General features: G+C 34.1%; 16 protein-coding genes. 11 read left to right on the plus strand and 5 right to left on the minus strand.

Translation table 11 applies throughout. The features are described 5' to 3' along the window. Window positions 1–32: 32 nt before the first annotated feature. Entirely contained in the window at window positions 33–2,459 is a 2,427-nt protein-coding gene (locus WR164_RS02725) for a Xaa-Pro dipeptidyl-peptidase (RefSeq protein ID WP_286136035.1), read from the minus strand. 115 nt (window positions 2,460–2,574) lie between these two features. Between WR164_RS02725 and WR164_RS02730 the strand changes: the two genes are divergently transcribed. The 3 genes from WR164_RS02730 to WR164_RS02740 all read left to right on the plus strand — a co-directional run bounded on the left by WR164_RS02730 (window position 2,575) and on the right by WR164_RS02740 (window position 4,660). Further along, window positions 2,575–3,126 carry an AAA family ATPase gene (locus WR164_RS02730; protein ID WP_286136036.1) on the plus strand — a complete coding sequence of 184 codons (552 nt, stop codon included), beginning with the start codon at window positions 2,575–2,577 and terminating at the stop codon, window positions 3,124–3,126. A gap of 85 nt (window positions 3,127–3,211) precedes the next feature. Then, window positions 3,212–3,829: a hypothetical protein gene (locus WR164_RS02735; RefSeq protein WP_286136037.1), complete on the plus strand. Its 618-nt coding sequence runs from the start codon at window positions 3,212–3,214 to the stop codon at window positions 3,827–3,829. Between the two features lie 12 nt (window positions 3,830–3,841). Then, the gene (locus WR164_RS02740) at window positions 3,842–4,660 is read left to right on the plus strand and encodes a DUF6681 family protein (RefSeq protein ID WP_286136038.1); all 819 of its coding nucleotides are present in this window, start codon (window positions 3,842–3,844) and stop codon (window positions 4,658–4,660) included. Between the two features lie 56 nt (window positions 4,661–4,716). Here the strand turns inward: WR164_RS02740 and hflX are convergent, their stop codons facing one another. Together hflX and WR164_RS02750 are read right to left on the minus strand one after the other, a co-directional pair. Further along, entirely contained in the window at window positions 4,717–6,000 is a 1,284-nt protein-coding gene (gene hflX / locus WR164_RS02745) for a GTPase HflX (protein ID WP_286136039.1), read from the minus strand. A 118-nt stretch (window positions 6,001–6,118) separates the two neighbouring features. Next, the gene (locus WR164_RS02750; protein ID WP_286136040.1) at window positions 6,119–6,778 is read right to left on the minus strand and encodes a histidine phosphatase family protein; all 660 of its coding nucleotides are present in this window, start codon (window positions 6,776–6,778) and stop codon (window positions 6,119–6,121) included. Between the two features lie 150 nt (window positions 6,779–6,928). On the opposite strand from WR164_RS02750, the gene helD reads away from it, so the two are divergent. From helD to guaA, 3 genes are all read left to right on the plus strand, one after another. Continuing rightward, window positions 6,929–9,226 carry an RNA polymerase recycling motor HelD gene (gene helD, locus WR164_RS02755; RefSeq protein ID WP_286136041.1) on the plus strand — a complete coding sequence of 766 codons (2,298 nt, stop codon included), beginning with the start codon at window positions 6,929–6,931 and terminating at the stop codon, window positions 9,224–9,226. 54 nt (window positions 9,227–9,280) lie between these two features. Then, entirely contained in the window at window positions 9,281–10,207 is a 927-nt protein-coding gene (coaA, locus tag WR164_RS02760) for a type I pantothenate kinase (RefSeq protein WP_286136042.1), read from the plus strand. Window positions 10,208–10,274: 67 nt separating this feature from the next. After that, a complete protein-coding gene (gene guaA / locus WR164_RS02765) occupies window positions 10,275–11,828 on the plus strand; it encodes a glutamine-hydrolyzing GMP synthase (protein ID WP_286136043.1) in 1,554 nt (517 codons plus the stop codon). A 67-nt stretch (window positions 11,829–11,895) separates the two neighbouring features. Here guaA and WR164_RS02770 read toward each other — a convergent pair whose 3' ends face one another. Continuing rightward, window positions 11,896–12,195 (minus strand): hypothetical protein, encoded by a 300-nt coding sequence (locus WR164_RS02770; protein ID WP_286136044.1) that lies wholly within the window; start codon window positions 12,193–12,195, stop codon window positions 11,896–11,898. A 167-nt stretch (window positions 12,196–12,362) separates the two neighbouring features. Between WR164_RS02770 and WR164_RS02775 the strand changes: the two genes are divergently transcribed. The 3 genes from WR164_RS02775 (at window position 12,363) to WR164_RS02785 (ending at window position 14,549) form a co-directional block, all read left to right on the plus strand. After that, window positions 12,363–13,145 (plus strand): DUF1003 domain-containing protein, encoded by a 783-nt coding sequence (locus WR164_RS02775; RefSeq protein ID WP_286136045.1) that lies wholly within the window; start codon window positions 12,363–12,365, stop codon window positions 13,143–13,145. Continuing rightward, window positions 13,135–13,530, plus strand: coding sequence for a hypothetical protein (locus tag WR164_RS02780; protein ID WP_286136046.1), 396 nt, complete (start codon window positions 13,135–13,137; stop codon window positions 13,528–13,530). The genes WR164_RS02775 and WR164_RS02780 overlap by 11 nt, the downstream gene beginning before the upstream one ends. Window positions 13,531–13,649: 119 nt before the next feature. Then, window positions 13,650–14,549 carry a cation diffusion facilitator family transporter gene (locus WR164_RS02785; protein WP_286136047.1) on the plus strand — a complete coding sequence of 300 codons (900 nt, stop codon included), beginning with the start codon at window positions 13,650–13,652 and terminating at the stop codon, window positions 14,547–14,549. Between the two features lie 73 nt (window positions 14,550–14,622). On the opposite strand, the gene WR164_RS02790 is transcribed toward WR164_RS02785, so the two are convergent. Next, window positions 14,623–14,964: a hypothetical protein gene (locus WR164_RS02790; RefSeq protein WP_286136048.1), complete on the minus strand. Its 342-nt coding sequence runs from the start codon at window positions 14,962–14,964 to the stop codon at window positions 14,623–14,625. 156 nt (window positions 14,965–15,120) lie between these two features. Here WR164_RS02790 and WR164_RS02795 point away from each other — a divergent pair, with 156 nt between their 5' ends. Further along, window positions 15,121–15,777 carry a metal-dependent transcriptional regulator gene (locus WR164_RS02795; protein WP_286136049.1) on the plus strand — a complete coding sequence of 219 codons (657 nt, stop codon included), beginning with the start codon at window positions 15,121–15,123 and terminating at the stop codon, window positions 15,775–15,777. Between the two features lie 75 nt (window positions 15,778–15,852). Then, window positions 15,853–16,608 (plus strand): threonine/serine exporter family protein, encoded by a 756-nt coding sequence (locus WR164_RS02800; protein ID WP_286136050.1) that lies wholly within the window; start codon window positions 15,853–15,855, stop codon window positions 16,606–16,608. The last annotated feature ends 6 nt before the right edge of the window (window positions 16,609–16,614 follow it).

Here is a 16,614-nt window from a genome sequence, read left to right on the forward strand (position 1 = left end):
TAAATGTATAATTAATCATATTTTAACACTTTTCATTTCCAAAGCGGGATATGAATTATTGTCTTTGTTGGATCGATAGAATATTGAATCTTTTGATTGCCCCGAATTGTCATTGCCATGTCTGAAGCGTAGACAATTAAGCCTAATTGTCGGCCCGCTGGTAAATGATAAAAGGTCGGTTGTAAATCTAATTCAACGTTATAAAATTGGTGGGGTTTTAATTCGTCAACCTGATAACTATTATGGCGATTTTGCATATTGATGTGCCCCTCTGTAATTTTCTTGAAGGGGGTAGGATGTTTTTGTAATTTAAATTCTTTTAAATCATCTCGTTTCCATAAGTATCCTGCTTCAATCGCGTTTCTAGATAGTAATTGTGGAGTGTGAGTTAGACGGGTTGCTTCTCCATAATCAACGAGCATAAAACTAAGGAGGCCAACGTTTTGACTCGATGCCGCGTTAATTTTGATATGAACTTTACCATCAATATAGTGATCGTGTTTTAGTGGATTGGTTTTGAAAACAAGGCGATTGTTGCTCATTGGTGAATCATTGTTACCCATTAAATCCTTGTACCATTTATTATAATGTTTAGTATATTTATTAAAGATATCTGGCACTAAGTAATCATTAAATTGCATTGGTTTGATTCCGTTTTGGTGATCAGATAATTTAAACTGATTATCAATTTGAAGTGAAAGGGCATTTTTGGCATTTGACCAATCTTGATAGGTGTGCCATGTCTGTGGTTTAACATTATCCTGAATTGTAACGTCTGGGATTAATTGATTAGCGTCGTTATCAACATCCAATAATTTATTGGTTAACCATAAATTCATCATGTCGGTGAAATCCAATGATTGAAAATTATTGATGTAAATGTGCGGTCCCTGATGCAAGAATAATTTCTTTTGAACTGGAACATTGCGTAAAGCATTCCATAAATGTTCAACATTTCTTGGCTTGACGTTCCAATCGTTTAGGCCATGAACCATCACAATGTCAGCTTTAATGTGTGAAACATCCTTTAGATAGTTTCTAGCATCCCAAAATTGATTATAGTTACCGGTTAATCGATCCTGATGCTTCGTGATTGAATCCAATTGCTTTTTCCATTGATCCTTAACATGTTGGTAATCACCAGCTTTTTGAAACCGGCTGAATGTCTCATCAGCCAAGACATCGCAATCTTCACCCTGGAAACCGCCAGGGGCAACAACAAGTCCATTGTCGCGGTAATAGTCATACCAACTTGAAATGGCTGCTTCTGAAAGACACGTCTTTAAACCATCGACGCCGGTTGTGGCAACTGCCGTTTGAAGGGTTCCTAGGTATGAACGGCCAGTCATTGCAATGTGTTGATTTGACCACCATGCTTTAACTTGGATGTGATCAGTTTTGTTAGTGAAAGCAATGCGTCGATTATCAAGCCATTCTATGATTGATTTAGCAGAAATGGTCTCTAAATCATCGCCGGTGGTTCTTAATCCTTCAGAATCCTTAGTCCCAATTCCGGCAGCATAAACAATCGCAAAACCGCGTGATAAAAAGTAATTATTTAACGTATAACCCATTTCACGGCTAAAAGATTGGGTTGGATATTTGGATTCACCCTTAATTTTTCTAGGCTTTGGAATGTTTTTGCTTTGATTACCATGTGATTCAATATCTTGATATTGATAGTGATTCGGCGTTTTGTGTTTTAATTTGACGTTCACTTGGTGCGTTAATTGATCACTTAGTTGATCATTAACACCCTGGTTATAGGGACTAGCTGTGTATAAAACGGGGACTTTGATTTGATTTGATTCTTTTGGTCTCACAATGTCAGCTTTTAGGAGGTCCCGTTTACCATCATGATCGGTATCCAATGGTGCTTCAATGTAAACAACCTCTCGAATTAACTGATTAGTATCAAATACCGGTTGGGTTTTACCATTAAAAATCAATGGCTTTTTAAGGTCATTAAATTGTTGATAATAGCCATGGGCGGCGATTGTATCTATGTATGTTTGACCAAATTTAGTATGGGTGTTTAATAATAAGTACCATGCCTTAATGACATCTTGATTGGATAAGATGTCACTTGAAGTGTTAACAATTGGCAATCTGCTTTTTTTCATAAAAGTTTGTGATTGGTTAATTTTAAAATCAAAGGTTAATTTAAATCTTAAAAGCTGCAGTGCAATGTTATAAAAAATAATTTTATTAAGGGGACGATTGGATTTAGATAAATATTCCAAAGCGTTTGTATCTTCGGTTGCTAATAGGCTAGCAATATTTTCTTTAATATTACTAGCTGCGTTTTGATGTTCTAAAAATGCACGACTTATTAACTTCAACATTAGTTTTCTGGGTTGCTGGTTTAAATCGTTTGGTTCCAAAAAATGAATCATTTTTAATTCATTAATTTCATCTTTAATGCTTGTTGGTTTAATTGCAAATTGGTGATTTTTCATCATTAAAACCTCCTAATAAATGAATGTGAAATCGTTATTTGTTTTCATAAAATGATATAATAAAAATTACATTGCTCTAAGTGTAACACTACATTCTAAAGTGAAGGTGATTAAAGTGGATAAAAAGATTTTTATAATTACTGGTGCTGCAGGGACAGGCAAGACTACCGTTTGTAATTACCTTTGTGACCATTTTAAAATGGCCCGGGTAATTACCCATACAACCAGGCCACCGCGTAAATATGAAGTTAATGGACGCGATTATTACTTTGAAACTGCCAAAAGCTTTGCTCATCATCATTTCTTAGAATCAGTTCAATACGATCATCACCGTTATGGATCTTCTTATGAAGGATTGGATGCAGCCTTTAGAAAATCTCCCCGGATTTGCATTGTCTTAGATACCAAGGGTGCACTTACATATTTAAATCAAATTCATGATTTAGTCACTATTATCTATTTAACAGCTAGTAAACATAGTTTAGAAAATAGAATGATTGAACGTGGTGACGACATTGATAAAATCAAGAATCGTTTGTGTAGTCACGAAAATCAGCGGGACCAAACTTTACCTAATTCTCTAATTGGAAAAGCTACCAGCATTGATAATGATAATTGGGCTAGAACAAGAAAAGTTTTGAACCGTTTAATGCAGGTAAAATTATAATTTTGATAAAAAATCAACCATGGTTACTAAAATGTGCTAATATTAATTGTCATCATTTTAGAAAAAATTCATTGGAGATGATATTTTGAATCGAATGCCACCATTTATAACACCATTTGCAATTTTATCAATTGCACTAGCATTGAGTGCTACGAACGTTGTTTATAATAAAGTCACTAATACGAATGAAGGTGCTCCTGTTTCTTCTAGACAGGAAAAACCAGTTAGCAGTGACAATAAAAAGCCATCTAAATCAAATCAAAATAATAAAAAGAATAACGATGATAATAATAAAAAAGACAGTAAAAACAAGAACAAGAAAAATTCATCAAATCAAAAGGATGATAATAGTTCTTCAAAAGCTAAATCATCAAAGTCTGACAATGATGTTAATCAGAGTAGTAACGATAATAATGACAATTCTAATAACGATAATGATACTTCAAATGATAATTCTGATACATCTAGTGCCAATAGAGTAAGTAGCAACAACAGCTCTTCTGATTCTGGTACTACCGATGATCAAAATAGTCAAAGTAGTCAGAGCAGTAGTAGCCAGAGTAGCAATAATGATTCAAATGCTAATAGTAATAGTGGCGGATCATCAAAGAGTCGGGATGCAAGCCCAACTTATAGTTATTCTGCTTCTTCTGGTGTTGATTCCAATCAATCTTCAAGTGCCGGAAGTAATTCTAATCAATAAGGGGGGATTTAGATGTTTTCATTTTTAGATTTTATCAATCGAATTCTTAACTATATTGATATTGATACCAAAATTAAAAGCCGGATTTATATTATTGTTGGGTTTTTAGCCAACATTTATTTGTTTTATGTATCGTTTAAATTTATTCACAATGGATTTATGACCCGCGGAATTGTATTTTTCTTAGTGGCACTTTTTCTACTTTATTTTGTATATTTGAATTATTTTTATTACTTTACAGAAAAACAAGCCCCATTTGACCTCTCATCTAAAATAATGCATAAATTAGGGATTAAACCACGTGAACCTAAAAATACATCTCTCCGTGGTCGTCAATCTGGCATTCAAAATGTCCGTGGTGCCATTTCAAACGGTTATTTTAAAGAAAATCGGATGATGCCGGCCATTTTATCTTCTAATCCTTCTGAGGTTGAGCGGATTAATCAAGTTGCTGATGATTTAATTAATGATCATTTAATGACTGCTAATTATTTTGGATCAAGCGATGTTAGAATTAACCGGGCATTAAAAGAAAATGGTGATAAACCGATCTATGCAATTGGAAAGGGATGTTACGTTCCATATTTCCTATTAAAATTTGAATCTGGAAAATACAATGTCTACATTGGAATTAATCAAGCTAATCGACTATTAGTGGGTCATTTAACCCAAATTGGAATGCAAAAAATTAATCAAATTGATCATAATCGTGTTGATATTTTCTTGGCTTCCGTTTTATTAGTTGGTGGTCCATTTAAGACTGAAGGGCGTTTAAATCCCGTTGAACATCATCAAAATTATCAACTTAAATTAAAAATTGCTTTTAATTAATTGAATTTGAAAAAATAAAGCACGTTTGAAATAATTAAATTTCAAACATGCTTCTTTTATTTAATGTCGAATTTTTGAAAACGGCCCATTTCTTCTTTCGGGGCTTCAACTTTAATTTTAGTTCCATTAGCTAAGTAATTCGTTTGGATAACGTTGGCATGCTCATTTAAGTACGCAACCACGCTGCTTTGGTTAAACGGAACTAACAATGTTTTGGTGATGTAATTTTTGAAAATTTTTCGTCTGATTAAATCAACTAATGTATCAATCGAATGACTATCGTTTGCTGACATGATTAAACTATTGCTATCCTCAAATGATGGGTAGCGTTCGGATGTTAAATCGGCTTTATTAAACACATTGATCATTGGAATATTTGTAATACCAATTTCTTCCAGAACTTTTTTAGTGGTATCCATCATTAACTGTCGATGGGGATCAGAAAAATCAACAACCTGGATTAATAGATCAGCGTTTGCTGCTTCATGGAGGGTTGATTTAAAGGCTTGGATTAATTGATGCGGTAATTTACTAACAAAACCAATGGTATCACTTAAAAGCATGGCTTTATTATCACTGAATTGTAGGTGTCTGACCTTAGTATCTAAGGTTGCAAAAAGCATGTTTTTAACCATGACTTGTTTTTCATGTTCACCGAAACGTTGAACAAGTTGATTCATAATCGTCGATTTACCCGCATTGGTGTAACCAACTAATGCAACGTTTGGTAAATTGGTTTCATTTCGACGGGCCCGTTTAGTTTGATCAGACTTAGCGACTGTTTTTAAATCGTGTCTGATATTATTGATCTTTCGGCCAATCGTTCTGCGGTCTAATTCTAATTGAGTTTCACCAGCGCCACGGTTGGTAAAACCGCCGCCACTGCTCGTCCCTGTTTGTTGATCTAAACGCTGGCTTGCACTGGTATGAAGCCTTGGCAATTGATACTGCAACTTAGCCAGTTGAATTTGTAATTTGGCTTCGCGGGTTCTGGCACGGTTAGCAAAAATCTCTAAAATTAACGCCGTTCGATCAATGACGTTGGCTCCAGTAGCTTTGCTTAGATTTCTGATTTGACTAGGGCTTAATTCATCGTTAGCAACAATCGTATTAATTTGATATGCGTGTGCTAATTGACCTAATTCAGTGACTTTACCCTTTCCAAAGTATGTTCCAGCATCTGGGTGGTCTAACTTTTGAACCAGGGTTCTAACAACCTCCATGTTGTTAGCAGTTACTAAATTAGTTAGTTCTTCCATTGAGTAATTAAAACGTGGATTATTTTTTAAATTAAGGCCAATGACAATCACTTGTTGTTTGGTATTTGATTCGATTTCCATATATCATCCTCCTTTGGTTAATTAACGTTATTATACTATGGCTTAATTATAATGGTATCAATAATGAATATGAAAAAAGGGCTGTTTAAATCACAGCCCTCTCATTTTGATTAATTAATTAAAGTTTATCACTGACACGATTATAATATTGAACTTTCGGTTTGCCATCAATAACAGATACTTTAGTAACGCTACCGTTTTTAGGACCTTCGGTAATATCCATTTGCGGGTCAAAATGTTGTGTTAACCAACGAATTATCGTCCCGTGGGCAGCAACTAAGACGTTATCACCATCTTGAGCATTTTTAACGACCCGATTAAAGCCAGGCATAAAACGTTCTAGGATTTCCTGGTTACTTTCAGCATGATGGTATGGATCAAAGTCATGAATCATATCCATGATTTTTCCCATTGAATATTTTTTCAACATTTCATTATAAGTGTCAGCACCGAGTGGGCTACCAATCATGTGCCATAATCCTTCATCATCGTTACCTTCAAAATAACCAAAATTTTCTTCTCTGAAAGCTTTGTCAACTGTTGGTTTAGATAATTCAGATGGGTTTGCAGCTAAAATATATTTAGCGGTTGTAATTGCTCTTGGAGCATCGCTAGAATAAGCTTGATCAAAATGAATTGATTTCAAACGGTTTCCAGCGTCGATTGCATCTTGGATTCCTTTTTTGGTAAGTGGAGCATTCGCAATTCCTTGGATTCGATGGTACAAATTTAAATATGTTTGGCCATGCCTAACAAAATAAATATTAATTTTAGACATTTTGCTCACTTCTTTCGAAAGATTATATTTCAATGTTATTTTAGCATATTTAACCATTCTAATGAAAAATAGACGATATAACTTTATTTTTAATTTTTTGGTAGTTAAAATTATGAATAGGATTTGGTTTAAAAGAATAGGAGGTCAATGATGGCCGATAAAGTAAAACGTGATGAACAAAATCATCTTGACTATATTGAAAATAAAATTAAAGAAGCGGCAAAAAGGGCTGAAGAAGAAGCTCAAAATGCTAGAAAAAATCTAAAAATTATTCAAAAAGATTATTATAATGATGTTCGTTTGAGGGAGACGACCTATAGTGGTTTAATGACAACGTCAGTTGAAATTAGGCAAAAGCAACAGATGATGCAGCAACGCGAACAAACATTGTTCTTTGCCAAAGAATTAAGTCGGCTTCTGAAAGCACTTGCTAAACGTCCTTATTTTGCAAGGGTTGATTTTAAGGATAGTGATGGTGAAAACCATTCAATTTACATTGGTTTAGCATCGTTTACTGATATTAACGATACCGATCATTACTTGATTTACGATTGGCGGGCACCAATTGCCAGTATTTATTATGCTAATAAAATGGGCAAAGTAAGTTATCATGCTCCGGATGGGAATGAAAGCGTTGAAATTGTTTTAAAACGTCAATTTTATATTCAAAATGGCAAAATTCAAACCGTTTTTGATACTGATCAAGTAGTGGGTGATCAAATGTTAATTCAGAATTTAGCCGCCCATTCAACTTCGAAAATGAAAAGTATTGTTACGACCATTCAAAATGAACAAAATAAAGTTATTCGGGATGTTAAGAATGATTTATTATTTGTTCAAGGAGCAGCTGGATCTGGTAAGACTTCGGCTGCACTACAACGGGTTGCCTACTTGCTTTATCATTACCGTAATCAAATTAATTCCAAACAAATTATTTTGTTTTCGCCGAACCAATTGTTTAATGATTACATTAGTAATGTTTTGCCAGAATTAGGTGAACATAACATGGTTCAAATGACTTATGATCAATACAGTAATCACCGGGTTCCACATTTAAGGGTAAATAATTTATCCCAACGGTTTGCTATTGATAATTCTGATCAAGTTCATCCAATCGTTAATTTAAAAAATCAGCTTCAATTCTTCAAAATGGTGACTAATTATGCTGAAAGCTTAAATCACCATGGGATGGCATTTCGAAATTTAATTTTTGCTGGCAAGATTTTTATTAGTAAACAAAAGATTCATGATATCTATTATGGATTTAATGATAACTATAATCTTGAAAATCGTTTAGCAGCCACTAAGCAGGCCCTTATGAAAATCCTTGATCAACGGATTAAAGCGGAAATGAAGAAGGAATGGGTTCAACGGGCCATTAACGATTTGAGCAAACAGCAGTTAGATATGTTGCAAGCTACCCACCCAAGCGAATTTGCTAATCCAGATCATGAATTTAAATTTCTGGCTAAGCATATTGTTGCAGGGGGCTTCCGCGGAATTAAACGCGAAATTGAACACGAATTGTTTTTGAGTATTAATATTCAATATATTCGAATGCTAAAAGCAATCAAACAGCGCGAAAATCTTCATTCGTTTGGTATTTCTGATCATGAATGGGATAAAAATATTCAAAAATTAATGGATCGGATCCAAAATGGTCAAATTCCAATGTGCGATGTTTCACCATACCTATACCTATTTGACAAAATGGTTGGTAAACGCGGGCATAATGATATTAAATACATTTTTATTGATGAAGTCCAGGATTATACCAGTTTTCAAATTGCTTTTCTTAAATTTGAATTTCCAAAGGCTAAGTTCACAATGTTAGGTGACCTTAATCAAGCCATTTTTACCCATCAACACAGCAATCATTTGTTTGACGATGTTAAAACCCTTTTTGATCCTGAAAAAGTCAGAATGATTAGTTTAAACAAAACGTACCGTTCGACCAAGCAAATTTCTGATTTTAGTAAGTATTTATTATCTAAAGATAGCAAAATTGAATCATTTGCTAGAAATGGGCATTTACCGTTAATCCAATCAACTAATTCTGAACATGCAGTTGGTTTATTGAAAAATTGGCTGGATAACGATCAAAATGATCATGAAACTACTGCTATTATTGGAAAAGATTTACCAACGTGCCGAAAAATATATCATGATATGAAACAAAGCAAAATGAATGTAACGTTAATTCAAACTGAAAATCAACGGTTAGTCAGCGGAACTTTAATTGTTCCGGCATACTTTGCCAAGGGATTAGAATTTGATTCTGTCATCATGTGGGATGCTAGCGATAAGAACTACCATAAGGCCTCTGATCGTCAATTAGTATATACAATTTGTACCCGCGCAATGCACAGGCTTAGGGTGTTATCAATTGGCAAAATATCACGATTATTTGATGGTATTCCCAAACAACTTTATGAATTAAAACGCTAAACTAATTTTTTTGTAGTATCGTGGAAAATAAATTCTTTAATGAAGGTGTTTTTAATGGCAGATTTGATTAACTATTATTCGTTTACGAAGGATGAGTGGCGCAATTTTTATCAAAAACATCAATCTGTTCCATTAACACAAGCAAGTTTAAAACAGATTAAAGCGTTTAACGATGAGATTTCATTGCAGGATGTTCGAGATATTTACATTCCACTAGTTCATTTATTGAAATTAAGATTAAAAAATTTTAATCACTGGCAGGATACGAAAGCTAAATTTCTACACAAGCCATCCAGAAGAATTCCTTTCATTATTGGAATTTCTGGTAGTGTTGCCGTTGGTAAATCAACGACAGCACGGTTATTAAAGGTCTTACTTTCGCACTTTATTAAAGATAAAAAGACGCAATTGATTACGACTGATGGGTTTTTATACCCAAATGCAGAATTACATCGCCGTGGAATTGAGCAGTTAAAGGGGTTTCCAGAAAGCTATGATATGAAGTCATTGATTAACTTCTTGAACGCCGTTAAAAATGGTGAACAGGAGGTGAAAGCCCCCGTCTATTCCCACCAAGTTTATGATGTAATTCCTAATCGTTACGACATCGTTAAACAACCGGATATTTTGATTATTGAAGGAATTAATACCCTTCAGTTGCCCAGTAATCAAAGAATTTACATTAGTGATTTTACTGATTTTTCCATTTACATCGATGCGAAAGCACCATTAATCGAGAATTGGTACTTGGACCGTTTTAAAAAATTAATGCAGACTGCTTTCCAAGATCCTTCTAATTTTTATTACAAGTACGCAATTGGTAATCAAGAAAAGGCGATTCAAATGGCGAAAGATGTTTGGCAAGATAATGATTTACCTAATTTATACCGTAATATTTTACCAACCAAAACGAGGGCGGACATGATTATTCACAAAACAAATGGGCACCGGATCAATCAAATTTTGCTTCGGAAATACTAATTTGATTTGAACTCTGGATTAATTATCGGTATGATAGTAACAATAAAACATTTAAGGAGTGGACGATTTGGCAAACATTGATTTATCATCTTTTGATAAAATTCTTGTGCTTGACTTTGGTAGCCAATATAACCAATTAATCACCCGTCGAATTCGTGATATTGGTGTGTATTCTGAATTGAAACCGCACACAATGACTGCTGAAGAAATTAAAGCATGGCACCCCAAGGGAATTATTTTTTCCGGTGGGCCTAATAGTGTCTATGATGCAAATGCTTATAAAGTGGATCCCAAAGTATTTGAATTAGGGATTCCCATTTTAGGAATATGTTATGGAATGCAATTAATGGCTTATACGCTTGGTGGTGGTAAGGTTTCTGGTATCAAAGAACCACAATATGGTCATGCTAAGATTGATGCAGATACCCAATCACCTTTGTTTAAAGACCTACCCAAAAAAGAACCAGTTTGGATGAGTCATGGTGATTTAGTAACAAAAGTACCAACTGGTTTTAAATCAGTGGCAACTAGTCCGGATTGTCCAATTTCTGCAATGCAGGATACAGCAAAGAATTTTTATGGCATTCAATTTCATGCTGAAGTTAGAAACACTAAGTATGGGAATGATGTTTTAAAGCACTTTGCATTTGATATCTGTCATGCTGAAAATAACTGGAAAATGGAAGACTTTATTGATTTACAAATTCAAAATATCAGAAATAAAGTGGGAAATAACAAAGTCATCCTAGCACTTTCTGGCGGTGTTGATTCAAGCGTTGTTGCTGCTTTGCTTCATAAAGCAATTGGTCATCAATTAACTAGTATTTTTGTTGACCACGGGTTGCTTAGAAAGGGCGAAGCTGACCAAGTCATGAAGAGTTTACATGACGATCTTGGCTTGAATATCATTAAAGTCGATGCTAAAAAACGTTTCTTGGATGCTTTAAAGGGTGTTTCTGATCCAGAACAGAAGCGTAAAATTATTGGACATAACTTTATCGACGTCTTTAATTCTGAAGCCAAGAAGATTAAAGATGTGAAATTCTTGGCACAGGGAACCATCTATCCTGATTTAATTGAGAGTGGTGTTGGCGCTGCTCAAAAGATCAAGTCCCATCATAATGTGGGCGGACTCCCGAAAGATATGCACCTTGGCTTAATTGAACCGTTACGCTCATTGTTTAAAGATGAAACAAGGGCATTGGGAACGAAATTAGGTATCCCTGATGAACTTGTTTGGCGTCAACCATTTCCAGGTCCAGGTTTAGGAATTCGTGTGATTGGAGAAGTTACAGAGGAAAAATTACGAATCGTTAGGGATTCTGATTACATCCTCCGCAATGAATTTAAAAAGGCCGGCTTAAATAAGACGGTTTGGCAATACTTTACCGTCTTACCTGGATTTAAGAGCGTTGGTGTCATGGGTGATCAAAGAACTTATGATTACACCATTGCCATTCGTGCCATTAGATCAATTGATGGGATGACTGCTGACTTTGCTAGAATTCCTTGGGATCTTTTATCCAAGATCTCAACCAAAATTTGTAACGAAGTAAACGGAATTAACCGGGTTGTCTATGATGTTACCAGTAAGCCACCGGCAACGATTGAATGGGAATAATTGAATTATTAAAACAAAAAAGGCGGTAGGAGTTAACTCCTACCGTCTTTTATTGTGTTGACTTATTTTATAAAACTTTAGCATCGTAATCGGATGTTAACTTCTTTTTGGCATCTTCAACTTGTTGATTATCCTTTTTAAGATCATTTTCTTCTAAGTAAAATAGAAATGGCTTAATTTTTTCAGTTCCAACTTCTGTTAAATCTTCTTTTAAATCATCAGCGTTAGCTGGACGATAAATCATATAATCTTTCACTGCAAAGGGTGTTGCAGTGCTTAAATAGTGCTCATTATTATTATCTAAAATGATGACACTTTGGCGGTTGCTACCATTTAAAAATGCTTTAATACTTTCTGCTTTAGTCATAATTAAGACCTTCCTCATTATATAAAATTTGCCATTTCAATATAGCTCTTAGAAATGTCATCATTAGTATACGTCAACTGATATAAAATTGTTAATATTTTGTTCGATTAATTGAAGGTTTCTTTTTTTCTGATACAATGAAATTAACTTAATGGGGAGATGGAATCATGGTAAGACATAAAATTGTTCATTGCTTAGTTGACGGGAAAGAGTACCCATGTGATGAAGGAGAATTTGTAAAAGACTTAGATTCGACAATCAAAAATAATATTAAACGTGATCATAAAAATGCTAAAGCAAGTGATTTTATTTGTGAGCAGCATTTACTGGGCTATCATATTGAACGGGTGGACGAATTGATCCAATCGGATTTTAAAGGCAACATGAAAATTGAAAGACGATTGACCAGGGCTTTAAAAAATAATGATTATATTATTACGGATGTTAATAAACAGATGAACCAAAACGAAACATTTGGTGAGAAAGTATCCGATGGTGTCGCTAAATTTGGTGGTAGTTGGAGCTTTATTGGTATCTTTGTTTTTGTTCTATTGGCTTGGATGATTATTAATAGTCTAAGCTTATTTGGATTACATTTTGATAAATATCCTTTTATTCTATTGAATTTATTTTTGAGTTGTGTATCCGCGGTCCAGGCTCCGATTATCATGATGAGTCAAAATCGATCTGCTGATCACGATCGAATGTCAGCTGAAAACGATTACCATGTTAATCAGAAAACGGAACATGAATTAAGAATTTTGCATTCTAAAATTGATCACTTAACGCAAGCTCAAATGCCACATGATTTAGAAATTGAAAAATTAGAATTGGAAATTATGGGCGAGCTAAGACGTGAAATGGTAGAATTAAATCGTCAAAATCGTGAATTAATTGAAAGAAAAATTAATATTGATCAAGTAGAGGGAGATAAGAATAATGGAAGATAATATTAAATTAGGAACGGCGCCGTTTGGTAAAATGATTTTTACTTTAAAACGACCGATTACGAAAAAAAACCATCGGGATTATCGTTTTATGAATGGAATCATGCGTGAAATTGCCGATGATATCTGGGCAATGCCTGCTTATATGAAGGAACATGAAGACTTTAGTATGTTCTTTATTTTTACTAAAATTGATTCTGGAGAAACTGTGATTGCTTTTTCGGAGGGACATTTAGACGGTGATAAATTTAAATTAAGCATGCCAATGACTTCTGGTGAGGGATTGAATCATCTTTATCAACATAATGATAAACGTGCTAAAAGCGTTTTACATTTTATTAATCAGATCTCTAAAGCTAACGAAGGAGATTGGCGAATGGTTGAGTAGTTCTTTTAAAGATTTGTTTAATGCCTAAGATTAATTTACAATTGTGAATTAATCTTTTTTAGGTATGGCAAAAAATATCAATTCATGTCATAATGAAGAAGCGGAAACGGAGTGATTAAATGCATAATAATGAATTAACCGGTCAAAGGTTCTTTTTAGTTACGTTACTTAATGTTCTGATTACAGTTGCAGAATTTTTAGGTGGAGCTTTATCCGGAAGTTTATCACTGGTTTCAGATGCTTTTCATAACTTAGGGGACTCATTTTCGGTGGTTTTAAGTTATTGGACCCATCGGATTAGTTCTAAACCACAGACGGAACATAATACGTTTGGTTTTCGTCGTTCGCAGATTTTATCTGCATTTTTGAATTCAATTTTCTTAGTGGTAGTTTCAATTATTTTATTAGTTGGCGCAATCAAGAAATTATTTCACCCTGAACATATCAATGGTAATTTAATGCTGATTGTTGCCATTATTGGAACCATTGCTAACTTAATTTCGGCATTAATGTTAAATGCCGGCTCAAAGCATAATTTAAATATTAGGGCTACATACTTACACCTCTTGAGTGACACACTTTCTTCAATGGGAATCATTGCTGGCGGGATTTTAATTGATCTTTATAATTGGGTGATTGTTGATCCAATTGTGACACTACTGGTTGCTTTTTATATTATTTATGAAACAATTCCGATTATTAAAAAAACCATTGCAATCTTAATGCAAGGAGCACCAACTAATATTGATTATGCAGATGTTCAAAAGGATCTGCTGAATATTAATGGAATCACTAATGTCCACCACGTCCATGTCTGGATGATTGATGAAAACACGGTTGTTTTTTCTGCACATATTAATATGAAAAATATGATGATTAGTGATGCTGAAAAATTTTATCATCCAATTTATGAGTTATTACACAAAAAATATGGAATTACCCATGTTACAGTCCAAGTCGAGGTTGAACGGGGAATTAAACAAGACTTGTTTTATGATACAGGAAAAGATATCAAATAGTGTTTGATAAAAATAAAAATGGGATGATTATTTTAATCATCCCATTTCTTATTAAAAATATGATTGATATTAATTAGCCTCTACCAAGTTTAACGAATTTTTCGTTGTACCAATCATTCCATGGCTTTTCGGAATTCCCGTTTGCATAGAATTTTTGATCAATTTGGTTAATCAATTCACTAAATTGTGCAAAGCAATCTTTAATTGAAGCCTTGACGATTTCCTTTTGGTCTTCGTTTTGGTGCATTAATAAATAATTGTTGATGTCATTCATTACTTCTTTTTGGTCGAACGATGTGATCAGTTCCAATCCATTTTGTGAATATAAATTAAAATAGAAAGAAGCAAAGTCAGATACGGCTGTATTTTTAGCTTCATCGCTTAATTTTGCAAAATCTAATAATTCTTCGCTCATCTATAAAACCTCCAATTTATCTTACTATGATTGATTACTAATACTATTATTATATATGCTTTAATGCTCTTCGTAAAACAAACTACTTGTATCAACTACAAAAAAGCTGTATAAATAAAGGCAAAAACATTTTTTATAAGGACTGATTAATAAAATATGACTCCAATGAAAGAGGATTATTTAAAAATTATTTTCGAACTGGGTGGAACTAAAGAAAAAGTTTCTAACAAAAGAATTGCTTTAAGTCTTAATATTGCTGCTGGTTCTGTTACTGAAATGATAAATAAACTCCTCTCAGAGGGACTGGTTGAGCATGAACCCTATGCCGGTGTTTCATTAACAGCTGCTGGAATAAAAAAAGCAGAAATTTTGATCCAAAAGCATCGAATTTGGGAAGTCTTCCTAGTTAAAGAATTAAATTATAGCATTGCAGATGTTAATGATGAAGCCGAACTATTGGAACACGTGACTAGTGATCGACTTTTAGATGCTCTGGATAAAAAATTGGGGCATCCATCAAGGTGTCCTCATGGTGGCGTGATTCCAAGAGCTAATGGCAACTATAAAGAAGATAGTCATACACTATTAAGTGATGTTAGCGATGGGGATACCGTTGTTGTTGACCGATTTATTGATAACCATGAACTTTTGACATACTTAGGAGATATTCAACTGGATATTGGTGATAAATTAAAAATCATCAAGCATGCTCCGTTTGAAGGACCAGTCATGGTTAAAAATATAACTGATAAACAAAACATAACCGTTAGCTATAAGGCTTCTCACTATGTTTTTATTAAATATGTAAAATAATTATGATTGGATTTTCTATCCAATCTTTTTTAGATTAATGTTATAATATTTTTATATTTGATAAGGGGGTTGCTGATGAAAGATATAAGTGAAAGGGACCAGCTAGTAATTGAAACTTGTTTATTGGCAGGTAAAATTATGATTGAAAACGGTTCTGAAATGAGTCGTGTCACAGATACAATCGACCGGATTTCAAAAAATGCCCACGTTGAGCAGGCTAGATCTTACGTTACCTTAACCGGAATTATTATGTCAGCAGGCCCTAAAGTTGGTTCGCAGGTCATTGCAATTGAGCGACGGGGCTTTGATTTAGAAAAAATATCAGTTGTGAACGATTATTCTAGAAAGTATGGAGCAGGCTTAATTACACTCCATCAATTTTACAACCGACTAAAACACATTAATGAGCATGTTAAGACGTTTCCTTTTTGGATGCAGGTATTTGGTGCTGCTCTGGTTAGTGGTCCATTAGAAATTGTTTTTAGAGGTAATTTGATTGATTTTTGGATCACATGCTTGATTGGAATTGTTGGATACATTGCATACTATGCCATTGATAAATATTTAAATGTTCAATTTATTAGCGAATTTATTGCAGCCCTTTTAATTGGTATTTTTTCAATTTTATCTGTTTGGTTTAATTTAGGAACCAATATTGATGATATTATTATTGGAAGTATCATGCCGTTAGTTCCCGGGGTGCCGATCACTAATGCTGTTCGGGATGTATTGTCAGGTAATCTTGTTAGTGGCCCTGCAAGGGGAATTGAAGCGTTAATGAGTGCCTGTGCGTTAGGAATTGGTGTCGCGGTTGCAATTAAATTGCTTTAAGGTGGA

Source organism: Philodulcilactobacillus myokonensis, assembly GCF_027923585.1.
In the GTDB taxonomy this organism is placed as follows: Bacteria; Bacillota; Bacilli; order Lactobacillales; family Lactobacillaceae; genus Philodulcilactobacillus; species Philodulcilactobacillus myokonensis.